The sequence below is a fragment of the Jannaschia seohaensis genome (assembly GCF_900116765.1).
Lineage (GTDB): Bacteria > Pseudomonadota > Alphaproteobacteria > Rhodobacterales > Rhodobacteraceae > Jannaschia > Jannaschia seohaensis.
Window position 1 is genome coordinate 67,355 of the sequence record NZ_UETC01000015.1, and the last position, 22,270, is coordinate 89,624.

Annotated in this window: 16 protein-coding genes; 10 read left to right on the top strand and 6 right to left on the bottom strand. The window is 69.1% G+C overall.

Translation table 11 applies throughout. The features are described 5' to 3' along the window. Positions 1 to 171 precede the first annotated feature (171 nt). The 6 genes from DTQ71_RS20080 to DTQ71_RS20105 all read right to left on the bottom strand — a co-directional run bounded on the left by DTQ71_RS20080 (position 172) and on the right by DTQ71_RS20105 (position 8,274). Positions 172 to 978, bottom strand: a complete 807-nt coding sequence (locus DTQ71_RS20080; RefSeq protein WP_109566085.1) for a DUF2145 domain-containing protein — start codon at positions 976 to 978, stop codon at positions 172 to 174. Between the two features lie 24 nt (positions 979 to 1,002). Then, a complete protein-coding gene (locus DTQ71_RS20085) occupies positions 1,003 to 1,320 on the bottom strand; it encodes a hypothetical protein (RefSeq protein ID WP_109566086.1) in 318 nt (105 codons plus the stop codon). A 274-nt stretch (positions 1,321 to 1,594) separates the two neighbouring features. Next, positions 1,595 to 3,109: a tetratricopeptide repeat protein gene (locus DTQ71_RS20090; protein WP_109566087.1), complete on the bottom strand. Its 1,515-nt coding sequence runs from the start codon at positions 3,107 to 3,109 to the stop codon at positions 1,595 to 1,597. Positions 3,110 to 3,435: 326 nt separating this feature from the next. Further along, positions 3,436 to 5,712 (bottom strand): calcium-binding protein, encoded by a 2,277-nt coding sequence (locus DTQ71_RS20095; RefSeq protein WP_109566088.1) that lies wholly within the window; start codon positions 5,710 to 5,712, stop codon positions 3,436 to 3,438. 156 nt (positions 5,713 to 5,868) lie between these two features. Then, positions 5,869 to 6,831 (bottom strand): ParB/RepB/Spo0J family partition protein, encoded by a 963-nt coding sequence (locus DTQ71_RS20100; RefSeq protein ID WP_109566089.1) that lies wholly within the window; start codon positions 6,829 to 6,831, stop codon positions 5,869 to 5,871. A gap of 24 nt (positions 6,832 to 6,855) precedes the next feature. Beyond that, entirely contained in the window at positions 6,856 to 8,274 is a 1,419-nt protein-coding gene (locus tag DTQ71_RS20105) for an AAA family ATPase (RefSeq protein ID WP_109566090.1), read from the bottom strand. Between the two features lie 397 nt (positions 8,275 to 8,671). On the opposite strand from DTQ71_RS20105, the gene DTQ71_RS20110 reads away from it, so the two are divergent. The 10 genes from DTQ71_RS20110 to DTQ71_RS20155 all read left to right on the top strand — a co-directional run bounded on the left by DTQ71_RS20110 (position 8,672) and on the right by DTQ71_RS20155 (position 22,234). After that, positions 8,672 to 9,661, top strand: coding sequence for a replication initiator protein A (locus DTQ71_RS20110; protein ID WP_109566091.1), 990 nt, complete (start codon positions 8,672 to 8,674; stop codon positions 9,659 to 9,661). Between the two features lie 351 nt (positions 9,662 to 10,012). Further along, positions 10,013 to 11,035 (top strand): DUF2793 domain-containing protein, encoded by a 1,023-nt coding sequence (locus DTQ71_RS23905; RefSeq protein WP_211317168.1) that lies wholly within the window; start codon positions 10,013 to 10,015, stop codon positions 11,033 to 11,035. Positions 11,036 to 11,117: 82 nt separating this feature from the next. Then, the gene (rfbC, locus tag DTQ71_RS20120) at positions 11,118 to 11,696 is read left to right on the top strand and encodes a dTDP-4-dehydrorhamnose 3,5-epimerase (RefSeq protein WP_109566092.1); all 579 of its coding nucleotides are present in this window, start codon (positions 11,118 to 11,120) and stop codon (positions 11,694 to 11,696) included. Then, on the top strand, positions 11,693 to 12,757 hold the full coding sequence (gene rfbB, locus DTQ71_RS20125; protein WP_109566093.1) for a dTDP-glucose 4,6-dehydratase: 1,065 nt from the start codon (positions 11,693 to 11,695) through the stop codon (positions 12,755 to 12,757). The genes rfbC and rfbB overlap by 4 nt, the downstream gene beginning before the upstream one ends. After that, positions 12,754 to 13,899, top strand: coding sequence for an acyltransferase family protein (locus DTQ71_RS20130; protein ID WP_109566094.1), 1,146 nt, complete (start codon positions 12,754 to 12,756; stop codon positions 13,897 to 13,899). Before rfbB ends, DTQ71_RS20130 begins: the two co-directional genes overlap by 4 nt. A 17-nt stretch (positions 13,900 to 13,916) precedes the next feature. Next, on the top strand, positions 13,917 to 14,771 hold the full coding sequence (rfbD, locus tag DTQ71_RS20135; RefSeq protein WP_109566120.1) for a dTDP-4-dehydrorhamnose reductase: 855 nt from the start codon (positions 13,917 to 13,919) through the stop codon (positions 14,769 to 14,771). A gap of 103 nt (positions 14,772 to 14,874) precedes the next feature. Further along, entirely contained in the window at positions 14,875 to 15,750 is an 876-nt protein-coding gene (gene rfbA, locus DTQ71_RS20140) for a glucose-1-phosphate thymidylyltransferase RfbA (protein WP_109566095.1), read from the top strand. A 67-nt stretch (positions 15,751 to 15,817) separates the two neighbouring features. Next, positions 15,818 to 16,816 (top strand): hypothetical protein, encoded by a 999-nt coding sequence (locus DTQ71_RS20145; RefSeq protein ID WP_109566096.1) that lies wholly within the window; start codon positions 15,818 to 15,820, stop codon positions 16,814 to 16,816. A gap of 555 nt (positions 16,817 to 17,371) precedes the next feature. Then, entirely contained in the window at positions 17,372 to 21,676 is a 4,305-nt protein-coding gene (locus DTQ71_RS20150) for a glycosyltransferase family protein (protein ID WP_109566097.1), read from the top strand. A 168-nt stretch (positions 21,677 to 21,844) separates the two neighbouring features. Continuing rightward, entirely contained in the window at positions 21,845 to 22,234 is a 390-nt protein-coding gene (locus DTQ71_RS20155) for a hypothetical protein (protein WP_109566098.1), read from the top strand. Positions 22,235 to 22,270: the final 36 nt, after the last annotated feature.

Here is a 22,270-nt window from a genome sequence, read left to right on the forward strand (position 1 = left end):
GAGAGGGACGGGCCCATCGTAGGATGGCGGATCTCCGCGTTGGATCGAATGCGCCCCATCCATGAACGAAGACGGACCGGTTTGACAGGGCCGTTCCGACATCTTCCGGCATTTCGCGGGCCTCGCGCCGGCCGGGCGGCCCGGCCGGCGCGTCCCCCGAAGGGCGCCGCCTCAGAACCGCGCCGCGCCCTGGGGCGTCAGTCGCCAGACCCCGTCCTCCAGATCATGCGCCTGCATGAAGCGCGCGATCGAGCCGAAGGTGGCCGTGGCCACCTCGCCGCGGTGATCCGCCGTCGTCAGCGCCCCCGAGGCCAAGGGCGCCAAGAGCCGCTTGGCGCCCCCCAGCCGAACCGGCTGCGGCGTGAAATGGGCCGCCACATTGGCGCGGATGCGGGCCGGGTCGTCCGTGTCGTAGAGCGCCGCCATCAGCACGTGCAGCGTGTGCTCGGTGCAGTTCTGGAACCGCGCGTCCGAGGGGTTGGCCAGCACCGCGTAGCGCGGATTATGCAGCCCGGCATAGGCGGGCCCCGCGATGGTGCGCAGGAGCCGCTCCTGGAGGCGCGGATCGGGCACGATCACCCCGACGTCCAGCCGGTGGGCCCCCGCCAGGAAGTCGGCCGGGCTGTCCTGCACCAGATCGCTCACCGTCAGCTCGTCCGCGCGCTGATAGAGGTTGTAGACGCGATAGCCGCGCCCCTCGCCCCCGTCGGCGGTGGTGATCGCGGAATAGACCCAGAAGGCGACATGGGTATAGCGGATGCCCTCGGGCAGCTGGGACGGGTCGCGCCCGGTGCGGGCGACGATAGCGACCCGCGCGCCGCGGGCGGCCAGGTCGTGCTGCACCTGGTCGGCGAAGGCGGCGACCTGGGCCGCCGGCAGGACGGGAGCGCCCGCCTCGCTGCTGCCCGCGCGGGCGGGAAGAAGGGCCGCGGCGATGAGGGCCAGGGCCATGAGAAGAGTGGCGACGAGACGGGCCATATCCGTGTCTCCTTTGCGCGGGGATCAGTCGAGCCGCGGGGCCGGATCGGCCAGCGGCAGGCGGACGGGGCGCGTCGTCGTCACATAAAGCGCCGAGCCGGTGTCGATCACGCTCTCCCCCGCCGATTGCAGGGCCGAGCCCGTGACCGCCAGCGCGCCGCCGCTCACGATCAGCGGCACCGAGACCACGGCCGCGCCCCCGGTGGCCAGCGCGGCAGAGCCGTGGCTGGCGGCGGCGGCGCTATGCTCGGAGGCATGGGCCGAATGGCGGCCGCTCTCTCCGGCTAAGGCGGGGGCGGCGGCGAGGGCGCCCATCAGGGCGAGGATGGCAGTGCGGGGCATGGCGGCGTCCTTTATGTGAACGTTGTTCAACTTCCATGACCCAGAGCTATCCAGCCGCTCGCGCCCGGTCAATCAAAATTTTGAACACTGTTCATATCACGACGAATGACGTTGCGTCAGACGCGACGCGCCCGTCCGGATGCGCGGGTATCGGAGGGGGAAGGGGGGCCAGCCCCCCGCGCGCAAGCGCGCGTCCCCCCGGGATATTTGAGCAGGGAAGAAAGAGGCGGGACGCCCCCGCACCGCCGGTGTCACCGGCGGCGCGGGCCGGTCCTCAGGGCTCCAGCCAGCGCTGGAAGCGGCCATCCGCGATCAGCCGGGGCATGACCTGATGGGCGTTGAAGCCCGCCTGCGGGTGCAGCGTCACGCCCTCCATCCCTTCCAGATCCTCGGCATGGCCGCGATCGGTGTCCCGGTCCTCGCCGTAATAGAGCTCGATCGGCGCGCGGGACGGGATCTGCGGCAGGATGGTGCGCAGGTCCAGATCCTCGGGCGGGAAGGTCCGGCGCAGCTTGCCGATCAGCGCGCGGGCGCGGGAGTCGGGGCCGGTCAGGAAGCGCTCGATGGAGGAGGGAATGCCGAAGCCGTAGATCTCGGCCGCGCCCAGTTCCCGCCCGTAGCGCAGCGCGCTGAACCCGCCCGAGGACTGGCCCACCACGATCAGCCGCTCGGTCTTGAGCGCGACCAGCTCGTGGCGCAGCGCCTCGATGGTGCCTTCGCGGTCGGGCGCGAGCGAGCCCACCCCGCCAATGAACAGCCGGTAGGAATGATCCCGCAGGAACAGGCTGGCCGCGCCGGTCGCCGCACAGAAGGCATCGACGAAGCGGATCGGATAGCCCAGCTGATGCGCGAGGTCGGTAAGGCCCAGCAGCGTCACGCCGGTCTGGGAGGGCTGCGAGCGCACCACCTCGGAGCCATCATCCTCGATCAGCGGGCGCAGACGGGCCTCCGGCCCGGGCACCTTGGCGATGACCGCCGAGGCCAGTTCCTTGCGGACAGAGGCGTGGCGGCCGACATTGGTCTCTTCGACCTCCTGCGCCAGCGCCGCAGCCTCCTCGAGGCGGCCCTCCAGGGCCAGCGCATAGGCCTGCAACTCCTTGCTGCCGCGCGCGCCCTCGCCGGAGAGGGTCAGATCCCCGCCCCGCCCGGCACTGCCCAAGGCGCTCGGCCAGCGCTTCCCGATGGCCTCGGTCAGAGCCAGCCGGTCCTCCACCTCCATCCCCGCCAGGGTCATCTTGAGCGCAGGGTAGCTCGGATCCTTGGTCGGGCTCGCCAGCGCCTCGCGGATCGCCTCTGCCGCCCGTTCCGGCCGGTCGGAGCGCAGCACCGAAACATAGATCAGCCGATGCGCCAGCGCCGAGGCGGGGTCCAGCGCGGCGGCCCGGCGGGCCACCGGCTCCGCCTCGTCGAAGCGGCGCATCCGGACCAGCAGGCGGGCATGGCGCAGCACCGCCGCGGGCCGCGCGATCTGCGGCGCCAGCCAGTCGAGCAGCGCCAGTTCATGCTCGACCGGCAGGCGGGTGCCTTCCATCTCGCGGTAGAGCGCGTCAATCGCATCGGCCGGGATCCCGGCCTCGCCCGCGCGCAGCAGGCAGCGCAAGGCCGGGCCGGGCGCCTCCTTCTGGATCATCGCCCGGGCCCGGAGCAGCAGCGTCTCTGCCGCGTCCTGCCCGCCCGGGGCATCCCCCTCGGGCAGAGCGTCGAGCAGGGTGATGGCGCCCGCGCCATCTCCGGCCTCCAGCAGGCGCTGTGCCTCTTCCAGGGCGTCGCTCAGATCGATCCGGTCCATGGAATCCCTCGTCCTTCGTGTCGGGGGTGTATAGGGCAGGGCCGGGGCGGGTTCCACTGTGCGGAGACCTGCGGAACTCTGGCACGCCACCCGAGTCTCAGGCTGGTCGCGGGCGCCCTTTCCCGAGTCCTACCCACCGTTTCGCATGCGAAACGCCCGACCTCCGGCGGAATCGCCCGGCCGCGCCGTGCGCCTCCGGCGGGGATATTTGTGCAGGGAAGAAAGGCCGGCCCGTCTTCTTCCCTGTCTAAATATCCCGGGGGGAGTCGCCCCCCCGGGCGACGGGGGGCAGAGCCCCCCTTGGCGCGACGCCGGCAGGCGGCGCCTCAGAACAGCAGCAGATCCTCCGCGTCGATCCGGCCGCCGCCCTCGATGGTGACCAGGAGTTGGGGCGCCTCCGCCCTGCGCCCGTCGAGATCGACCGACAGCGCGCCGCTCGCCCCGTCATAGAGCGCCCGCCCGTTCTCCACCGCGGCTCGGATCTGGTCCTGGGTGACGTCGCGCACCTCTACCCGGCCCGTGCCCAGCCCGAAGAGCCGGTCGTCGAGCGCGATGCGGTCGCCCGCCTCCAGATCGGTGATCCGCGCGGCGGGACCGGACAGCTCCGCTTCGAGGAAGGCGAAGACATCCGCCCCCTCCCCGCCCGTAAGCACGTCGCCGCCGCCACCGCCGATCAGCACATTGGCGCCGTCATTGCCGGTGATCTCGGTCGCGATGCCGTTGCCGGTGACCCGGACATTGGTGGCGCCGGTCAGGGTCACGACCTCGATCTCGGCCCCGCGCAGCACGACCGGCCCCTCCGAGATCAGGCTGTCGCGCCCCTCCCCCGCCAACTCGATCACGCTGTCGGCGCTGTCGGCGAGATAGAGGTCGTCGCCGGTCCCGCCCTCCAGCAGGTCGGCCCCTGCCCCGCCTTCCAGCGTGTCGTCCCGGCTGCCCCCCAGCAGCGTGTCGTCACCGGCCGCGCCCACCAGCCGGTCCGCCCCGCCCTGCCCGTCGAGCAGATTGGCCAAATCGTTGCCAACCAGCCGATCCCCGCCGCCCGCGCCCCGCGCGTCCTCGATCGAGATCAGCACGTCGGCGTCGCCGCCCATGCTCTGGACCCGCCCCCGTTCCAGATCGACCGAGACGCCGTCGAGATTGTCGGTCACCCACAGATCGGTGCCCGCCCCGCCATCGATCGTGTCGACATAGGTATCGGAGGCGTCGCTCCGGATCGTGTCGTCGCCCCCCAGACCGAAGATCACCTCGGCGGCGGCGTATGCCCCGGTCAGGTCGTCGGCGCTCTCGGTGCCCTCGACAACCGGGGCGGGGTCGAGCACCCGGATGTTGTCCAGGGTCAGCGGCGTGCCGTCCTGGCTATCGTGAAAGATGTCGATCTGCGTGCCGCTCTCGGGGAGGGTCAGCCGGGAGACGTTGCCGAAGGGCTTCTCGACCGCCGCCAGAGCGAATTGGTCGATGGCGAAGCCCGAGAACTCGATCTCCAGCCGCTCGGTCGCGAGGTCCATCCCGGTGATGCGGACGCTGCCGCCATAGTCGGACACCCGGTAGGTATCCGTGCCCTCCTGGCCGAAGAGCGTGTCGTCGCCCATCCCCGCCAGCAGCAGGTCGTCGCCTTCGCCCCCCTGAAGCTGGTCGTCACCGGGACCGCCGGCCAACGTGTCGGCGCCCGCGCCACCGATCAGCGTATCGTCGCCCGCGCCGCCGGCCAGGGCGTCGTCGCCGTCGCGCCCCTGCACCGTGTCCGCACCGCCCAAACCGTCAAGCGTGTCGTCCAGGATGGCGCCGAAGATCGTCTCCCCTGCCTCGGTGGCAAGCGGCGGGGTCTCTCCCTGCGTCTCGAACCCGGCGATTTCCCAGCCGATATCGGCCAGGATCGCGAGGTCGATCTCGGACGGGCTCAGCCGGTTGCCCCGGGTCAGGGAGGGGTCCATCAGCACCTGACTGTCGCCGAAGCCCTCGGCGACATGGCCCAGCCCAACCTGCAAGGGCACCGGCTCGCCGCCATTCACGCGCATGGCGTTGACGCCCATGAACTGGCCCTCGGTCTCTGTCCCGATGCCGCCCAGCTGGTCGAAGATCGCCGCCGTGCCGAAGCCCAGCACATGCCCGATCTCGTGCAGGGAGACGCTGACGAAATCGACCCGGGCCGGGTCGGCGGCCTCCAGATCGAAGGACCACTCCGCATTGGGGTCATAGGAGATGGTGCCGGCCCAGGGCTCGAAATCGGTGACCGGTCCCTGGCCGCGGAAATCGCCCGTGACCCGGGCCGAGAGCGCATCGCCCAGGCCGATCCCGCCATCGCCGACGCCGTCGAACCCGCCCACGGCGAGCGGCCCCCCCTGTGCCTCGGCGCCCACGAAGATCAGCAGGTCGTCGATCGGATCCTCGAGCACCACGCGCCGCTCGGTGCCCGCCGCCGAGGGGTCGTCGATACCAAAGGCGATGCCCGCGGGGATGTCCTCGAACTCGTCGAGCAGGACGCCCTCCCAGATCTCCACCGCCAGTTCCAACGCGGCCCGCGCCGCGGCGCCATCGGCGGTGGCCGGGTCGAAGAAGCCGCTGGAGTCGAAGCGGTAATCGATACGGATGTCGAAGGACATGAGGGCCTCGGGACCAGTCGGACAGCCGGGGCAGCTTCGGCATGCAGGCCGCGGAAGGCAAGGGACGGAGCGCCGCAACCGTTTCGCGTGCGAAACGTCCGGCCGCCCCGGCGCGCGGGGCGGAATGCGTCTCTAACGCCCGAGTTAGACCCTATGTCAGACCCTGTCCGAGAGCCATTTCCTGAGGTCGCGCAGCAACGCCGCATCCACGCCGGGGCCGCTGACGATCAGGCGGTCGCCCTCCCGCGCCACGGTGACGGGGGCGGGGGCGCGCGGCGGGGCAGGGGGTTTGGGTGCGGGGGCCAGGGCCCGCATCAGCAGCGCCTGCTCCGCCTCCGCGTCCTGGGGGTCGGCATCCCGCAACGCGGCCTCGATCCGGGGCAGGGCGGCCGGGTCCGACAGAGCCTTGGCCAGGGCCAGCCCCCGCTTTTCCGACAGCGCGGTGGGGAAGCGCAGGCGCCCGTCCAGCGCGGCGACCACCGTCACGAAGCTGCCGATCTTGGACCGTTTCGCACGCGAAACGCTGCCATAGAGACCTTTCAAGGCACTGGCGCGGTCCGGGAAGGCCCCCGCCTCCACCGCCTTGAGCACCACCCGCGCCCGCTCCCAGAAGGAGAGATCGGCGCGGATCTCGTTCTCCTCGACCATGGCGGTATAGGCCTCGGCGGCATTGGTGGGCGGCAGAACGCGCGCCGTGACCCGGGCGAAGCGCGCCTCGCCGGTCTCGTCGAAAAGACGGCGCAGCGCCGTCACCCGGCGCATGCCCGAGATCAGGCCGTAACGCTCCCGCGGGTCGCCTTGCAGGCGCGCGACCTCGATGGGGGTCTGCTGACCCCGGACCCGCAGCGAGGCGAGGAGCGCCTCCATCTCCTCGTCCTCGGCCAGCAGGCGGTCCCGCTCCAGATGGTCGAGCTCGATCTTGGCGAGCGGCAACGTCGTCAGCAGCAGACCCTTGGCGCGGGCCTCGGCCAAGTAATCCGACATCTCCCGCATCGCCGCCGCCTCGGCGGCGGAGCCCGCCACCTGCGCGATGGGCGCGCCCCCCACCGGGGGCATCATGGATTTAGTCTCGATCCCGGCGGGGATCGGGTCGATGGAAAGGCGTTTGCGCTTGGCCATGGTGGTGTCTCCTTCGCCTCCGCCTTAGCCCTGAGCGGCCACGGGTTGCGCATCGCGGGCCTCGGCCGCGCGCTCCAGCTCGTCGCGCCGCCAGGAGCCGATCAGCAGCCGCTTGAAGGCGGCATAGGTCTCGTCGAAGGTCTCGCGCCCGCGGGCATAGGTCTCGCGGTTGAAGTCGCGGTAATCGGCCTCGTAGATGCCGTTCACCTGCTCCCCCGCCTGCCCGATCAGCGCGGTGAAATCCTGCCGGTGGGGCGAGAGGGTGGAGCCGAGATAGGACTGCATCAGCGCCGCCATCTCACCCTGCTGGCTGCCGTCGTAGCGGGTGAGCACCGCGCGCACCGCGTCCCACTGGAAGGCCAGCCCCTCGCGGCCCAAGGCGCGGGCGGCGAGGTTTTCGCCCTCCTCGATCGAGGCGAAGGTGGCGTGGAGCATGTCGAAGAAGCGGCCCGTCGAGTCGAATTCCAGAAAGGACGCCCCCATCGGCACCAGCAGGATGTCGGCCGCCGACAGCCCGTTGATCGTCAGATAGCCGAGCGCGGGCGGCGTATCGAGCAGCACCACGTCATAGGCATCGAGCAGCCCCGCCTGATCCAGCGCGTCGGGCAGCGCGTCCCAGAGCTTCCAGCCCCGCGACTGCATCCGCCAGACAGGGATCTGGAACTCCGCCCAATAGAGGTTCAGCTGCGCCCCGATCAGGTCGATATTCGGCCAGTGGGTCTTCTGCACGAGGCTCGCGGGGTCGATCTGCATCGCCGCGTCCACCGTGTCGTCGAGCGGCACCGGCGCCTCGCCCCGGTCGATCCGGCCGCGATTGGCCTGCTGCAAGTGACGGCCGTAATGGCTGGCCAGCATCGGGAACACGGTGCCCCATTCGTCCTCGACCCGGCCGCCGAAGATCGAGGTCATCGAGCCTTGGGAATCCAGGTCGATCACCAGCACCCGGTAGCCGTCGAGCGCCGCCGACATGGCGAGATGCGCCGCCGTCGAGGTTTTGCCCACGCCGCCCTTGAAGTTCGCCACCGCCACCACCTTGGCGGGCAGGCCCTGGGGCCGGTAGGGCAGATACGCCTTGGCCTTGGACCCCTGCGCCCCGAAGAAGGCGCGCAGCCGGTGGACCTCGTCGAGGGTGAACCACTTGGCGCCGCCCTCCGTCTCGGAGCGGCCCTGCGGCAGGTCCGGGTTGGCGCGCAGCACCCGGCGGAAATGGGCCTGGGCCACCGGGATCAGGTAGCGCGTGATCTCCCAGGTGGAGAAGAGGCGCAGCGTCTTGCGCCCCGCCTCGCCCAGGCCGCGCCCGGCCAGATCGGCGCGGCCCCGCCCGCAGGCGGCGGCGATTTCCGCGAAACCCGCCGTCTCGGTGGGCGCGCCCAGTTCGGCCAGGGCCGCATCGACGTCGATATCGTGATAGGCGGGCAGGGGGCCCGCCGCCGCTTTCGCCATGTCTCTGCCTCGCTCGTCCCGGCCTCTTCGCGGCCGATGTATCACTTTTCACTCAACGTACCCGAAAAGGCGGCACATGCCAGCTTTTTCGTCACCTTCTCTGCCGGCCGCTTTGCGGCCCCTATTGTTATTTGGTGTTAGAGATGTGTTACGCGCCCCGACCCGCGTCCGGATCCCGGCTTCCGCCTCTGATTTCACAGCACATTCCGCCGGCCTCGAAAAGGGGAGGCGATTCCGAAGCCACGATACCGCGATTCCGAAACCACGCCTCTCCGACTCCGAAGCCACGTTGCCCGGACGGAAATCCGTTGACGCAGCCTGTGGATATCTTCAGCCTGGGCGTCATCGAAACCACGAAGCCGGATCAACCGGCGTGGGCAGCGAGCAGGACAGGCACATGACCGATCTCCCCGTGACGGGGCCGCCGGGAGGATTCTTCCTCTGCGACGTGCTGGACGCCATCCCCAAAGGGGACATGGCGACGATGGAGCACCCGGTCTTCTCGCTCTCGACCCGGCCGGATCTGCGGATCCTCCGCTACGAACACGCCGGCGCGCGGGTCACGGTGACGCCTTCGGTCAAGGGCCTGGCCACGATCCACGACAAGGACATCCTGATCTATTGCGTGAGCCAGCTGATGGCCGCGCTCAATGCCGGGCGCGCCGTCGCCCGCACCCTGCATCTGCGCGCCGCCGACCTGCTGGCCGCCACCGGGCGCGAGAGTTCGGGCGACGGCTACCGCCGCCTGCGCGAGGCGTTCGAGCGGCTGGCCGGCACCCGCATCACCACCGATATTGTGACCGGCGATGTGGAGACCACCACCGGCTTCGGCCTGATCGAAAGCTGGGAGATCGTGCGCAAGACCCGGGGCGGGCGGATGGTGTCGGTGGCGGTGACGCTCAGCGACTGGCTCTATCGCGCGGTCTGCGCCAAGTCGGTGCTGACGCTGAGCCGCGACTATTTCGGCTTGCGCAAGCCGCTGGAGCGCCGCCTCTACGAGATCGCGCGCAAGCATTGCGGCCGTCAGCCCGCCTGGCGCTGCTCGGTCGAGGTGCTGCACCTGAAATCCGGCTCCGCCTCGCCGCGCCGGGTCTTCCGCAAGATGCTGCGCGACATGGCCGCCGCCGATGCGCTGCCCGACTACCATCTGGAGATGGAGGAGGGCGACGTGCTCCGCGTCCGCCCCCGCGCCCATCTGGTGGCGCCCCCCGCCACCCCGCCCACCATCTCGGAGGCGGCGCGCGACGAAGCCCGCGCTCTGCGCCCCGGCATGGATGTCCACGCGCTGGAGGCCGAATGGCGCGGCGTCTGGGATCGCACCGGCCGCAAGAAGCTGCGCGCCCCCGACCGCGCCTTCCTGGGCTGGCTGAAGAAGGGCGGCGCCTGAGCCCCGGACGGGATCGCCCGGCCGCGCCCTGCGCCTCCGGCGGGGATATTTGGGCAGGGAAGAAAGGCGGGGAAGAAAGGGCGGCCCGTCTTCTTCCCTGTAGAAATATCCCGGGGGGAGTCGCCCCCCGGGCGACGGGGGGCAGAGCCCCCTTGGCGCGACGCCGGCAGGCGGCGCAACATTCATGAGACAGTGCCAGATCCATGAGACAGCGCCCGGTCGATCCGTCCGGCCATGAGTATTTTTGGCCAGAAGAAGGGGGCGCGCGGCGTGCCCCGGGGGAGCTTAACGATCCGTTAACTGCTCCGGCGGAGGCTCCCCCGTCGATCCCAGCTCCGGAGCCCGCGCCCCATGTCCCAGACCACGCCCCTGCTCGACCTGCCCCTGATCCAGGAGGCTCAGGCCCAGAAACACGTCACCCATAACGAGGCGGTGGCAGCGCTGGACGCGCTCGTGCTGCCGGTGGCGCTGGATGCCGACCGGACCGCGCCGCCCGCCGCGCCGGCCGAGGGCGACCGGCATCTGGTGGCCGCCCCAGCCACCGGCGTCTGGGCCGGGCGCGACGGCACGCTCGCCGCCTTCTCGAATGGTGGCTGGGTGTTCCATCTGCCCCGGGCGGGCTGGCGGGTGCAGGTGCTGGCCGAGGCGGCGGAGCGCATCTTCGACGGCGCCGTCTGGGCGCGGCCCGCCATGCTGGGGCTGAACGCGACGGCGGATGCCACCAACCGGTTGACGGTCGCGGCCCCCGCCACGCTGCTCAGCCACGAGGGCGCGGGCCACCAGATCAAGGTCAACAAGGCCGCCCCCTCCGACACGGCGAGCCTGCTGTTCCAGACCGGCTTCTCGGGCCGGGCCGAGATGGGGCTGGCGGGCTCGGACGATTTCGCCGTCAAGGTCAGCGCCGATGGCGCGACCTTCCATGACGGGCTCGCGATCGCGGCCGCCACGGGCGCGGTGCGTCTGCCGGGCGGCTATGCGGGCACGGGCTCGGCGGCGGGGCCGCTCGGCGGTCAGATCGTGACGGTGACGGGGGCGCATCAGTCGGGGCTGACGGTGGGCAATCTGCTGTCGATCGGCAATGGCTCGCTCTCGGTGGTGGGGCCGGCGATGCCCTTCGCGGGGAGGGTGCTGGGGGCTTCGGTCTCGGTCGCGGGGGGCGCGGGCACGACCGAGTTGCAGGTGGCGCTGGACGGGGTGGCGCAGCCGGGCTTCGCGCTGAGTGTCGCCTATCCCGGCTCGGGCGTGGCGACGGCCACCGCCGACTTCTCGGGCGCGCCGCTCCCGGTGGGGCAGGGGGTGGCGGTCAACCTGATCTGCACCCAAGGGGGGACAGCCGATCACGTCACCGGCGCGGTCTTCGTGCAGATCGACTGACGCGCGCCCTGCGCGAGAGGGCCTGACATCCGGGCGCGTCCGCGCTAGGCCCCGGGGCATCACGATTGTCCAGGGAGTCGATATGAAGGTCACCGCCACCGCCCTGCCGGGCGTCCTGCTGATCGAGCCCGCGCGCCATGGCGACGCGCGCGGCTTCTTCTCGGAGAGCTGGTCGCGGCCGAAGCTGGCCCAGCATGGTATCGAGATCGACTTCGTCCAGGACAATCATTCGCTATCGCGGAGCGTCGGCACCCTGCGCGGCCTGCATTTCCAGGCACCGCCCCATGCCCAGGCCAAGCTGGTGCGCTGCGGGCGCGGGCGGCTCTACGATGTGGCCGTCGACATGCGCCGCGGCTCGCCGACCTATGGGCAATGGGTGGGCGAGGAGCTCTCCTTCGAGAACGGTAAGCAATTGCTGGTCCCCGTGGGGTTCCTCCATGGCTTCGTCACCCGGGAGCCGGATACCGAGATCGTCTACAAGTGCTCGGACGTCTATTCCCCTGCCTGCGACGGCGCGGTGCGGTGGGATAGCTGCGGGATCGATTGGGGGGTCGAGGGCGACCCGGTGCTCTCGGAGAAGGACGCGGCGGCGCAGGCATTCTCCGATTTCGAGACGCCCTTCACCTATGAGGGACCGTTCCCGTGGGAGGCGCGCGCATGAAGATCCTGATTACCGGCGGCGCGGGCTTCATCGGCTCGGCGGTGGTGCGCGCGGCGGTGGCCCGCGGCCATGCCGTCGTCAACCTGGACGCGCTGACCTATGCGGCCTGCCTCGACAACGTGGCCTCGGTGGCGGACAGCCCCCTCTATGCCTTCGAGCATGCCGATATCCGCGACCGCGCCGCGCTGGACCGCATCTTCGCCGCCCATGCCCCGGACGCGGTCATGCATCTCGCCGCCGAGTCCCATGTCGACCGGAGCATCGACGGGCCGGGCGATTTCGTCGAGACCAACATCACCGGCACCTACAACATGCTGGAGGCGGCCCGGAGCTACTGGGTGGGGCAGGGCAAGCCCGAGAGCTTCCGCTTCCACCACATCTCCACCGACGAGGTGTTCGGCTCGCTGCCGCCCGACCCGGAGGTCAAGTTCACCGAGGACACGCCCTACGACCCGCGCTCGCCCTATAGCGCGTCCAAGGCGGCCTCCGACCATCTGGTGCGGGCCTGGCACGAGACCTATGGGCTACCGGTGGTGCTGACCAACTGCTCCAACAATTACGGGCCCTTCCACTTCCCCGAAAAGCTGATCCCGGTCATCATCCTGAACGCGCTCGCCGGCAAGCCGCTGCCGATCTATGGCGACGGCTCGAACGTGCGCGACTGGCTCTATGTCGAGGACCATGCCGAGGCGCTGCTGATCGCCTTGGAGCGGGGCCAGATCGGGCGCAGCTACAATATCGGCGGCGACAACGAACGCACCAACCTGGAGCTGGTCCGCGCGCTCTGCGCGATCCTGGACGAGAAGCGGCCGAAACCCGAGGGCAGCTACGCCGACCAGATCACCTTCGTCGCCGACCGCCCCGGCCATGACGCCCGCTACGCCATCGACGCGACCCGCATCCGCGAGGAGCTGGGCTGGACGCCCTCGGTCACGGTCGAGGAGGGGCTGGAACGCACCGTCGACTGGTATCTCGCCAACGAGGACTGGTGGCGCGCGCTGCAGGGGCGCAAGGGCGTGGGCGAGCGGCTGGGCCGCGGGAAGGCCGGATCGCCCGTATGAGGGACGCCGCCGCGACCTCTCCTCCTCCCGCCGCCAGCCTCGCCGACCAGTTCGAGCGCCATGACGGCAAGACCAGCGGGTTCGACTACCTGCGCATCGTCCTGGCCGTCGCGGTGCTCGTCTGGCACTCCTACGGGCTGACCTACGGGCGCGAGGCGATCGACGCGGCCATGGCCGGGCTGGCGGTCAGCATCCCGGTCGCGCTCATCCTGCCGATGTTCTTCGCGCTCTCGGGCTTCCTGGTCACGAGCTCGCTCTACCGGGCGAACTCGATCAAGGTCTATCTCGTCTTCCGCGGGCTGCGCCTGTTCCCGGCGCTGACGGTGGAGGTGCTGCTGGCGGTCTTCCTGCTGGGGCCGATCTTCACCTCCCTGGCCCTGGGGGAGTATTTCAGCCACCGGGACTTCTTTCTCTACTTCCTCAACATCGTCGGGCTGATCCGCTACGAGCTGCCCGGCCTCTTCGAGGACAACGTCTATCCCCGGGTCGTCAACGGCTCGCTCTGGACGGTCCCCTACGAGCTGGAATGCTACATCTACCTCGTGGTGCTGTCGCTCATGGGGGTGTTCCGTAGCCGCTATGCCGTGCTGGCGGCCTTCGTCGCGGTCACCCTGCTGGTGGTGCTGATGGGGTTCACCTCGGGCAGGGGGGTGGTGATCGCGCTCAAGGACCTGCTGATCGGCAGCCCCGAGGTCGAGCCCAACCTGCAGCAGGCCACCGGCGCGCGCGTCGAGATCCCGCGGATCCTCGTGCTGTGCTTCCTGGCGGGGGCGCTGCTCTATGCCTGGCGCGACAGGGTGCCGTTCCATCCGGGGCTGGCGGCGGCCGCCCTGGTCGCCTCGGCGGCCCTGCTCGCCTCGCCGCAGCTCTATTTCTACGCGCCGCTCCCGGTGGCCTACCTGACGGTCTGGCTGGGGCTCAACGACCTGCCCCGGGCGACGCTGCTGCGGAAGGGGGACTATTCCTACGGGATCTATCTCTATGCCTTCCCGCTGCAGCAGGTCGTCTCCGCGAGCGGCTGGGCGGAAGGCGCCTTTCTGCTCCATGCGGCGCTGTCGCTGGCGATGGTGTCGATCTTCGCGGCCTTCAGCTGGCATGTGGTGGAGAAGCCCTGCCTCAGGCTCAAGACGCATTTCCTATGATCGGGAAGGATTCGGACATGGATGACGCGAGGCTACTCGTCTTCGGGAGGACCGGGCAGGTCGCCACGGAACTGGCGCGGCGTGCCCCTGGGGCCACTTTTCTGGGCCGGGACGCGGCCGACCTGACGGACCCGGAGGCCTGCGCGGCCGCGATCCGGGAGCGGGCGCCGGAGGCCGTGATCAACGCCGCCGCCTACACCGCCGTCGACCGCGCCGAGGAGGGGGAGGAGACCGCGCGCCTGGTCAACGCCGAGGCGCCCGGCGCCATGGCGCGGGAATGTGCCGCCCTCGGCATCCCCTTCCTGCATGTCTCGACCGACTATGTCTTCGACGGCAGCGGTACGGATCCCTGGACCGAGGACGCGCCCACCGGACCGCTGGGCGCCTATGGCCGCACCAAGCTCGCCGGCGAGGCGGCGGTGCGGGACGCGGGCGGGGCCCATGTCATCTTGCGCACCTCCTGGGTGTTCTCCGCCCATGGGGCGAATTTCGTGAAGACGATGCTGCGCCTCTCCGAGACCCGCGACGCGCTGAGCGTGGTCGACGACCAGATCGGCGGGCCGACGCCGGCCGCCGATATCGCGGCCACGCTCCTGACCCTGGCCGACCGGTTGCGGGAGGGCGCGCCAGGGGGCACCTATCACTATGGCGGCGTGCCGCATGTCTCCTGGGCGGGTTTCGCACGCGAAACATTCGCGCGCGCCGGGCGGGAGGTGGCGGTGACCGGCATCCCCACGACCGACTACCCGACCCCCGCCGCGCGGCCACTCAACTCGCGGATGGACGGCGCGAAACTGATGGCCGAGCACGGCATCGCGCCGCCCGACTGGCGCGCGGGGCTCGACGCCGTCCTGGCCGAGCTGGGGGCGTAGGGGGTGGTGGGCATGGTGATGCCCACCCTACGGGGTTGCCTTCGGCACTGCGGGGCTGCAGGCCGCGACACATGATCAGAGCCTATCTCGAGGACATCCATTCATGACGACACGCAAGGGCATCATTCTCGCGGGGGGCTCGGGCACGCGGCTCTACCCGATCACGCTGGGCGTCTCCAAGCAGCTGCTGCCGGTCTACGACAAGCCGATGATCTACTATCCCATCTCGGTGCTGATGCTGGGCGGCATCCGCGAGGTCTGCATCATCACCACGCCGCAGGACGCCGCGCAGTTCCAGCGCACCCTGGGCGACGGCTCGCAATGGGGGATGTCCTTCACCTATGTCGAGCAGCCCTCGCCCGACGGGCTGGCCCAGGCCTATCTGCTGGCCGAGGCGTTCCTGGCGGGCGCGCCCTCCGCGCTGGTGCTGGGGGACAACATCTTCTTCGGCCACGGCCTGCCGGAGATGTTGATGCGGGCCGACGCCAAGCCCGCGGGCGGCACCGTCTTCGGCTATCGCGTGGCCGATCCCGAGCGCTATGGCGTGGTCGATTTCGATCCCGAGGGCCGGGCGAAGGCGATCATCGAGAAGCCCGAGGTGCCGCCCTCGAACTTCGCGGTCACGGGGCTCTACTTCCTCGACGGGGACGCGCCGCGGCGGGCCGCTGAGGTGCAGCCCTCCGCCCGGGGCGAGCTGGAGATCACGACGCTCCTGGAGATGTATCTGTCCGAGGGGCTGCTCTCGGTCGAGCGGATGGGGCGGGGCTATGCGTGGCTCGACACCGGCACCCATGGCAGCCTTCTGGACGCGGGCAATTTCGTGCGCACGCTGGAGCGCCGCCAGGGCCTCCAGACCGGCAGCCCCGACGAGATCGCCTATCGCCAGGGCTGGATCGACGCCGACGCCCTTACGGAACGGGCGGCCAAGTTCGGAAAGAACGATTACGGAAGCTATCTGGCAGGACTACTTGAGGAATAGGACGCGCCGGGGGCGCCGGACGATCCGGGCCCGCGCCCGGAACGCCCCCCGATAGGGACACGACATCATGAAGAAGCTTCTCCTGCATATCGGGCCGCACAAGACCGCCTCCACCTATGTGCAGTCCAACCTGGTCGCCAACGCCGCCCGCCTGCGCGAGAAGGGCGTCTGCTATCCGAGGACCATGCTGGTGAAACCGGGGCATCACGAGGTGGTGACGCGCCTCTCGGAGCCCGGGACCGACGCGTTCGACCCGCTCCTGAAGGAGGTCGCGCCCTACGAGACCGTCGTGCTGAGCACGGAGAACTTCACGCGGCTGGAGCCCGAGCAGATCGAGACGCTGCTGGGCCTCTTCGACGGCTACGACATCCATGTCCTGTTCTACTACCGGGACTTCCACATGCTGTGGCCGTCGCATTGGCAGGAGACCATCAAGCAGGGCGGGCACGAGACCTGGCCCGAATACCTGATCAAGGCCATGGGCTTCACCGAGGCGGTGTTCGCGCGCCACCTGCGGCCGCATATCGTGCTCGACCGCTGGGTCAGCGCCCTGGGCCGCGACCGGGTCCATATCTTCCCCTATGCCGCCATCGGCCCCGGTCCGCTCGAGGCGCTCGCGCCCGTCTGCGAGCTGATCTCCGTCGATACCGGCGCGCTCGACCCGTTCGCGGCGGACCGCAACGCCTCCTACCCGCCGGCGCGGGTCGAGGCGATCCGAGTGCTCAACGAGCGCGCGGCCGCCGCGGGGCGGCGTCCGGGGACCGACCTGCGGCGCCGCTACATGAGGCGGGCGGAGCGCCTGGAGGCCTCCGACCTCTTTGCCGAGCTGTCCGCGCATTTCGAGGCGCATGCGCGCAAGTCGATCCTGCGCCGGTCGGATCCCTATCTCGACTTCATGTCGTCCCGGATCCTGGACGCCTATGCGGACCTGATGATGTGCCCGCCGCCGCCCGCCGCCGCGGGGGACCAGAAGGTCGTACGCTTCCTCGATGCCGCGCATCGCCTGCCCAATCCGATCGCCGACGAGCTGGTCGCCCGGCTGATGCCGGAGGACGACGCCGACTGACCGGCCCGGCCCCGTCAGTACCGGGTCTCGTCCTGCGCGCCGTAGCCGAAGCGCTCGAAATCCTCGGCGTGGAGCGCGCGGATGCGGGCGCGCGCCTCTGGGGAGACGGTGAAGGCGGCGCGGGCCCGATGCGTCTCCGACTTGCGTGTCGAGCCACTTGACCGGCTGGATCAGCCCGTCTTTCAAACGAAAGATCTTGGCACGCCCCCTCTTGCCGGGGATCAAGTCGGAGGCGGGACGAGCCGTCTGAGATCTTCGAGCGGAACGTGCCGCGGCGCGCTTTAAGGCCAGCGCCTGGCGGGCCAGTCGGCGGTAGAAGTCCGCATTCTTGAAGGCGAGGAACCCGAACCGCGCCGATAGATAGGTTTCGACCGAAGTTCCCGCGCATTCTGGGACATGGATGAAATAGATGGGCTTGTCGCCTGCGCGGAAGAACGGCGAAGAACGGCGCGGTGCGGATTTCTATACATTCGGTTTCGACTATGCGATACGCAGCCCCATTGACTGGGCCGTTTCCTCCGCTCACTCGTGCGACCTTCAGGGAGAATTAAGCCCTTGGAAACAAAATCTTCGACAGCGGAGACCGAAGTCCAACCCGACACCGAGATCGGTCTGGGGAACGGGCTCAGGGTCGAGTGGAAGCCGGGGGCGGCCTCCGCCCCGGTCCAGGTCCGGCCCATCGAGGTCGACGGGCAGTCCGGCCATCTGATCCGGACGGCGCCCGGCGGCGGCTGGGTCCGGCTGCGCCTGCCGATCGAGGCTCCCGAGACCGGTGTTCTGGGCGCCCGCATCCTGCTGCGCATCGACCGCAAGGGGGCCACGGCCGGGATCAAGCCCTTCCTTGCCAAGACCAACCTCAAGACTGACTCACACCGTCCCTTTCCGGGGATGTTGGTTCGGACCGTCATGTTGAACTGCGGCAGTTGGCACGAGGTGGCCGGGGCCTACCTGCATACAGGTTTTACGGGGCGCTTCCGGCCGAGCCTGGTCGTCGACCTCCCCACAGCGTCCGAGATCACCCTGATGGACGTCTCGATCAAGCAGGTTTCGGTTCCGGTTTCGCCGGAGGAACATGCGGCGTTGCTGTCGAACGACGTGCATCCGCTGGCTCATTTCGCCGTGCGGCCGGCGATGTCGGGGCCTGGGGCCTGCCTGGCGCGACCCGCCGTCTACGCTGTCTCAGTGTCGCTCTCGCCGTCGAATCTGTCGGGCTGGGTCCTGTCGGACGCCGCTCCGTCTGATCTGTCCTGGCGCGAGTTGGGAGGAGCCCGCCGGTCGGGGTCGGTCGGGACAGGCGAGGCCGATCTGATTTTCGGAGGGCCCCGCATCGCGGACGGTCTGGATATCCAATTCGACCCGCCGCTGGATGACGGGGCCGTCCTGCAGTTGACCGCGGCGGGAGAGGAGTCGGCTCCGATCTGGACCGGCACCCCGGCCGGAACCGGAAGCGGCGCCCCAATCGAGGGGGTCTTCGACATTTCCGCCGCGCAGATCAGGGACGGCTGGCTGACCGTCATGGGCAACGTGGTGCATCCCATCTATCCCGGCATGCCCGTGCGCCTGGAACTGATCTGCGACGACGACGTCATCGCCGCGACAGTGGCTCGCGCGCCCATCGCGGAGCGGACCAGTCTCGACGCGGAGCGGGCCTTTCGGTTCGAGTTCTCGGCGCCGATCCGCCCCAAACAGGCCGAGAAGCTGATCTGGCTGCGCGTCGCCTCGGCGCCCGGCTTGCCCCGGATGCACATTGCGCTCGACCGTCAAGACGGATCGGCAAAGGGACGTGCGCCCACGCTACCCGTCCCGGCCATGCCCCTTTACGGATCGGTGACCGGACAGGTCGATGGCTTCGACACGAGCGTCATCACCGGCTGGGCGATCTGCCCGGAAGAGCCCGACAGCCAAGTCGAGCTTGTGCTCTGGCGCGATGGGAAGCCTTTCTCTTACTGCAAGACGCAGAACTACCGGCGCGACATCCAGGACCTCTACGGCAATGCCGGCTTCAACGGCTTCGAGTTCGAGCTTCCGCCGAACGCCTCGGTGATGCGCGAGACCGACTTCGAAATCCGCCCCGTCTGCGGGATCGGGCTGCTGAGCAAGGCGCACCTGCGGACCGCGCTGCCGGCCGGGGTCGTGGCGCCCGCCGTGCTGGAGGCGCCCCGGACCTGGACTCCGGGGCCGGCCGAGCCGCTGGCCCTGACCGGCCGGATCTCGGTGATCGTGCTCAATCTCAACGGGGCGGACCTGCTCGACGAGATGTTCGCTTCGCTGCCCCCCGAGGATCTGAGCGGCGAGATCGAATGGATCGTCGTCGATCACAGTTCGACCGACACGTCCCGAGAGATCTGCGAGCGCCATGCCGCAGAGGGCGCCGATATCCGCTTCCTCGCGCGGCGCGGCAATTACAGCTTCAGCGAGTCGAACAATTACGGCGCCGCGCAGGCGACGGGCGACATCCTGCTCTTCGCCAATAACGACCTGGTCTTTCCCAAGGCCTTCGGCGCGCGGCTGCGCGCCTATATGCGCCGGTCCGAGATCGGCGCCCTGGGCGTGCGGCTGCGCGACCATATCGACGATCCGCGCCACCAGGACCTCGCGATCGACCAGCATCTTGGCGTCTTTTTGGAGCGGCGGACCACGCCGCAGGGCTGGGTGCGCCCCTACGAAGCCCGCGCCACCGAGGAGACCCGCCCCACGCGGAAGGCCACGCGCGCGATCGCGGCGACGGGTGCGTTCATGGCGCTGCGGCGCGCCGATTTCGAGGCGGTGGGAGGTTTCGACGAGGATTACTCCTACGGCCTCGAGGATATCGACCTGTGTCTCAAGGTCCGGACCCGGCTCGGTCTCGAGGTCGTCTGTGCGGGCGATATAGAGATTGTCCATCATCGCGGCTTCAGTCGCAAGAAAGAGAAGGATGCGGGGCTGCGCCGCCGGCGCAACAACGAGATCTTCACCGAACGATGGGGCGGGGCGCTGCGCCGGATGATCAAGTCGTCCGGCCTGACCGATCCGTCCTACATCACCGGAAGCCGGCCGGTCTTCGCCTTCATGGTGGCCGATGTGGGCGACGAGACCTCCGCGGGCGAATATTATACCTCGCTGGAGATGGGACGCGCCCTGCAGAAGATCCTGCCCTGCCATGTCCGCTATATCCCCGAGCCGCACTGGTACGACCTGTCGGGCATCGACGTGGTCGTGGCGATGGTGAACCGCTTCGACATCTCGAAGGGTAAGAACGCGAGCCCGTGGCTCGTGACCGTGAACTGGATGCGGCAATGGTTCGACCGCTGGGCCGAAGACCCGTCTCTTCACGCCTACGACTATCTCTTCGCTTCTTCCGGGCCCGCCTGCGAGATGCTTGAGGCGGCGTCAGGCCGCCCGGTCCACCTGCTTCCGATCGCATCGAGCTATGACGAATTTGCCGAGGCCGAACCGAAGGAGGACTGGCGCTGCGATTACGCCTTCACCGGCAGTCGCTTTGGCCCCCCCCGCGAGATCGAGTTCCAACTCGATCCCACGCGTGTCGCGGGCGACGGGAAGGTCTTTGGCTACAACTGGGAGGGCACGCCTTTCGCGGAACTCAGCGAAGGGCCGGTTGCCTATTCCGCCATCCCACGCGTCTACGCTTCGACGCGGGTCGTCCTCGATGACGCCAACATCGCCACCAAGCCCTGGGGCAGTTGCAATAGCCGGGTTTTCGATGCCATGGCCTCTGGGGCGTTGCTGCTGACGAATGGCGAGCTGGGCGTCCGGGAGCTGTTCGGCGATCTTGTGCCGACTTTCCACGATGCCGACAGCCTGACCGAGCAGCTTGATCGCTGGCTCAGCGACGAGCCGGCCCGGGCCGCACGCGCGGCCCAGATGCAGGACGTGATCCGCACCCACCACACGTATGACGTCCGCGCGCGCGAACTCGTATCGCGGCTCACGGCCGATGCCCCCGTCCGCATCGCGATCAAATGCGCGGCCCACTACCGTGAGCGTGAGCAATGGGGCGATTATCACTATGCACAGAGTCTTGCCGCAGCTCTGCGCCGGCAGGGCTATGTGGCGCGCGTGGATTGCCGGGAGAGCTGGTATTCCGGTGTCAGCGAGTCCGACGACGCCGTCATCGTGCTCCGCGGTCTGCTGGACTACAATCCCAAGCGCCACCAGACCAATCTGCTCTGGCTGATCAGCCATCCCAACGCCGTCAGCATCGCTGAACTCGACCAATTCGATCACGTCTTCGTGGCGTCCCAATTCCACGCGGAGACGCTCGCACAGCTGGTCCCTGGCAAGATCGACTTCATGCCGCAATGCACCGACACGTCGCGGTTCTACTTCGATCCAGACGAGATCAACTCTTGCCCGGACCGCAATCTCTATGTTGCCAATTCACGGGGCGTCTTCCGAACGCCGGTTCGCTGGGCGATTCAGGGGGAGCTCGACCTCGATATCTACGGGGTGGGGTGGCAACCCTTCATCACCGACGAGCGTCATAAGGGCGAGGTCATCTCGAACAGGGTGCTGGGCGGGTTCTATGCCTCGAGCCGCCTCGTGATCTGCGATCATTGGGATGACATGCGCGCCTTGGGCTATGTCTCCAACCGGGTGTTCGACGTGCTGGGCGCGGGAGGACGGCTGGTGGTTGACAGCGTGCGCGGGCTCGAAGACCTGGTGCCGTTGGAATATATCGAAATTTTCAATAATTTCGAAGAATTCTCTGCCATCCTTCGCGGCCCGAACCATGTCGATCTCGACCAGCGCCGGGAGATCGCGGATTGGGTCGCGCGGAATCATTCCTTCGATGCGCGGGCGGCCGTACTCGCCGAGAAAATCCGCCAGGTCATGGATCTCGAGCGGGACCAAGCCGCCTAGCCGAAGCGTCGAACTCCAGGGAGGCTGCGGGACTACCTCTCCCGGACGGAGAACACGACCTGCTACGCGATCGGCCTGAACCTGCGGCAGCGCGTCTCGACCGAGCCGTCGCTGGAGCCGGGTGACACGATCCTGAGGAAGCGCTCGACCGTCCAGTTCGTCAGCGGCATGTGCAAGCCGCTGATGACTCGGGTGCCGCTCAAGTGGCTGCACGGCTTCCACGGCGCCAATGTGCCCCCGAGCTTCGACGATCTCTACCTGTTCCACCTGCGCCATGCCGATCTTGGCTGGGCGCTCGAACGCATGAAGGTCACCCGGAACCTCGAGTTCGCGGACCGTGAGGTGGATCGCTACAAGATCTCCGGCGCGGAGCTGCTCCATCGCGAATACGAGAGCCTGGAGGCGAAGAAGATCGACGGGCGCTTTGACCTCTCCGGGCATCTTAAGACCCAGATGGATCGTTACGAGATCGGCAGGAAAGGAATCTACCGCGTCCTGCCGCCCTATCTCGGACGCAACCTGCACCGGATCCCGGCGCGCTTCCGCGACGTGTTCTGAGACGGGTCGGCCGCCCGGGCCCGCGGGCCCGGGCGC

Coding starts and splice junctions, on each gene's coding strand:
- DTQ71_RS20130 (WP_109566094.1), top strand. CDS start 12,754: ATGAGGGACGCCGCCGCGACCTCTCCTCCTCCCGCCGCCAGCCTCGCC.
- DTQ71_RS23905 (WP_211317168.1), top strand. CDS start 10,013: ATGTCCCAGACCACGCCCCTGCTCGACCTGCCCCTGATCCAGGAGGCT.
- DTQ71_RS20090 (WP_109566087.1), bottom strand. CDS start 3,109: ATGGACCGGATCGATCTGAGCGACGCCCTGGAAGAGGCACAGCGCCTG.
- rfbC (WP_109566092.1), top strand. CDS start 11,118: ATGAAGGTCACCGCCACCGCCCTGCCGGGCGTCCTGCTGATCGAGCCC.
- rfbB (WP_109566093.1), top strand. CDS start 11,693: ATGAAGATCCTGATTACCGGCGGCGCGGGCTTCATCGGCTCGGCGGTG.
- rfbA (WP_109566095.1), top strand. CDS start 14,875: ATGACGACACGCAAGGGCATCATTCTCGCGGGGGGCTCGGGCACGCGG.
- DTQ71_RS20155 (WP_109566098.1), top strand. CDS start 21,845: ATGTGCAAGCCGCTGATGACTCGGGTGCCGCTCAAGTGGCTGCACGGC.
- DTQ71_RS20145 (WP_109566096.1), top strand. CDS start 15,818: ATGAAGAAGCTTCTCCTGCATATCGGGCCGCACAAGACCGCCTCCACC.
- DTQ71_RS20110 (WP_109566091.1), top strand. CDS start 8,672: ATGACCGATCTCCCCGTGACGGGGCCGCCGGGAGGATTCTTCCTCTGC.
- DTQ71_RS20100 (WP_109566089.1), bottom strand. CDS start 6,831: ATGGCCAAGCGCAAACGCCTTTCCATCGACCCGATCCCCGCCGGGATC.
- rfbD (WP_109566120.1), top strand. CDS start 13,917: ATGGATGACGCGAGGCTACTCGTCTTCGGGAGGACCGGGCAGGTCGCC.
- DTQ71_RS20105 (WP_109566090.1), bottom strand. CDS start 8,274: ATGGCGAAAGCGGCGGCGGGCCCCCTGCCCGCCTATCACGATATCGAC.
- DTQ71_RS20080 (WP_109566085.1), bottom strand. CDS start 978: ATGGCCCGTCTCGTCGCCACTCTTCTCATGGCCCTGGCCCTCATCGCC.
- DTQ71_RS20085 (WP_109566086.1), bottom strand. CDS start 1,320: ATGCCCCGCACTGCCATCCTCGCCCTGATGGGCGCCCTCGCCGCCGCC.
- DTQ71_RS20095 (WP_109566088.1), bottom strand. CDS start 5,712: ATGTCCTTCGACATCCGTATCGATTACCGCTTCGACTCCAGCGGCTTC.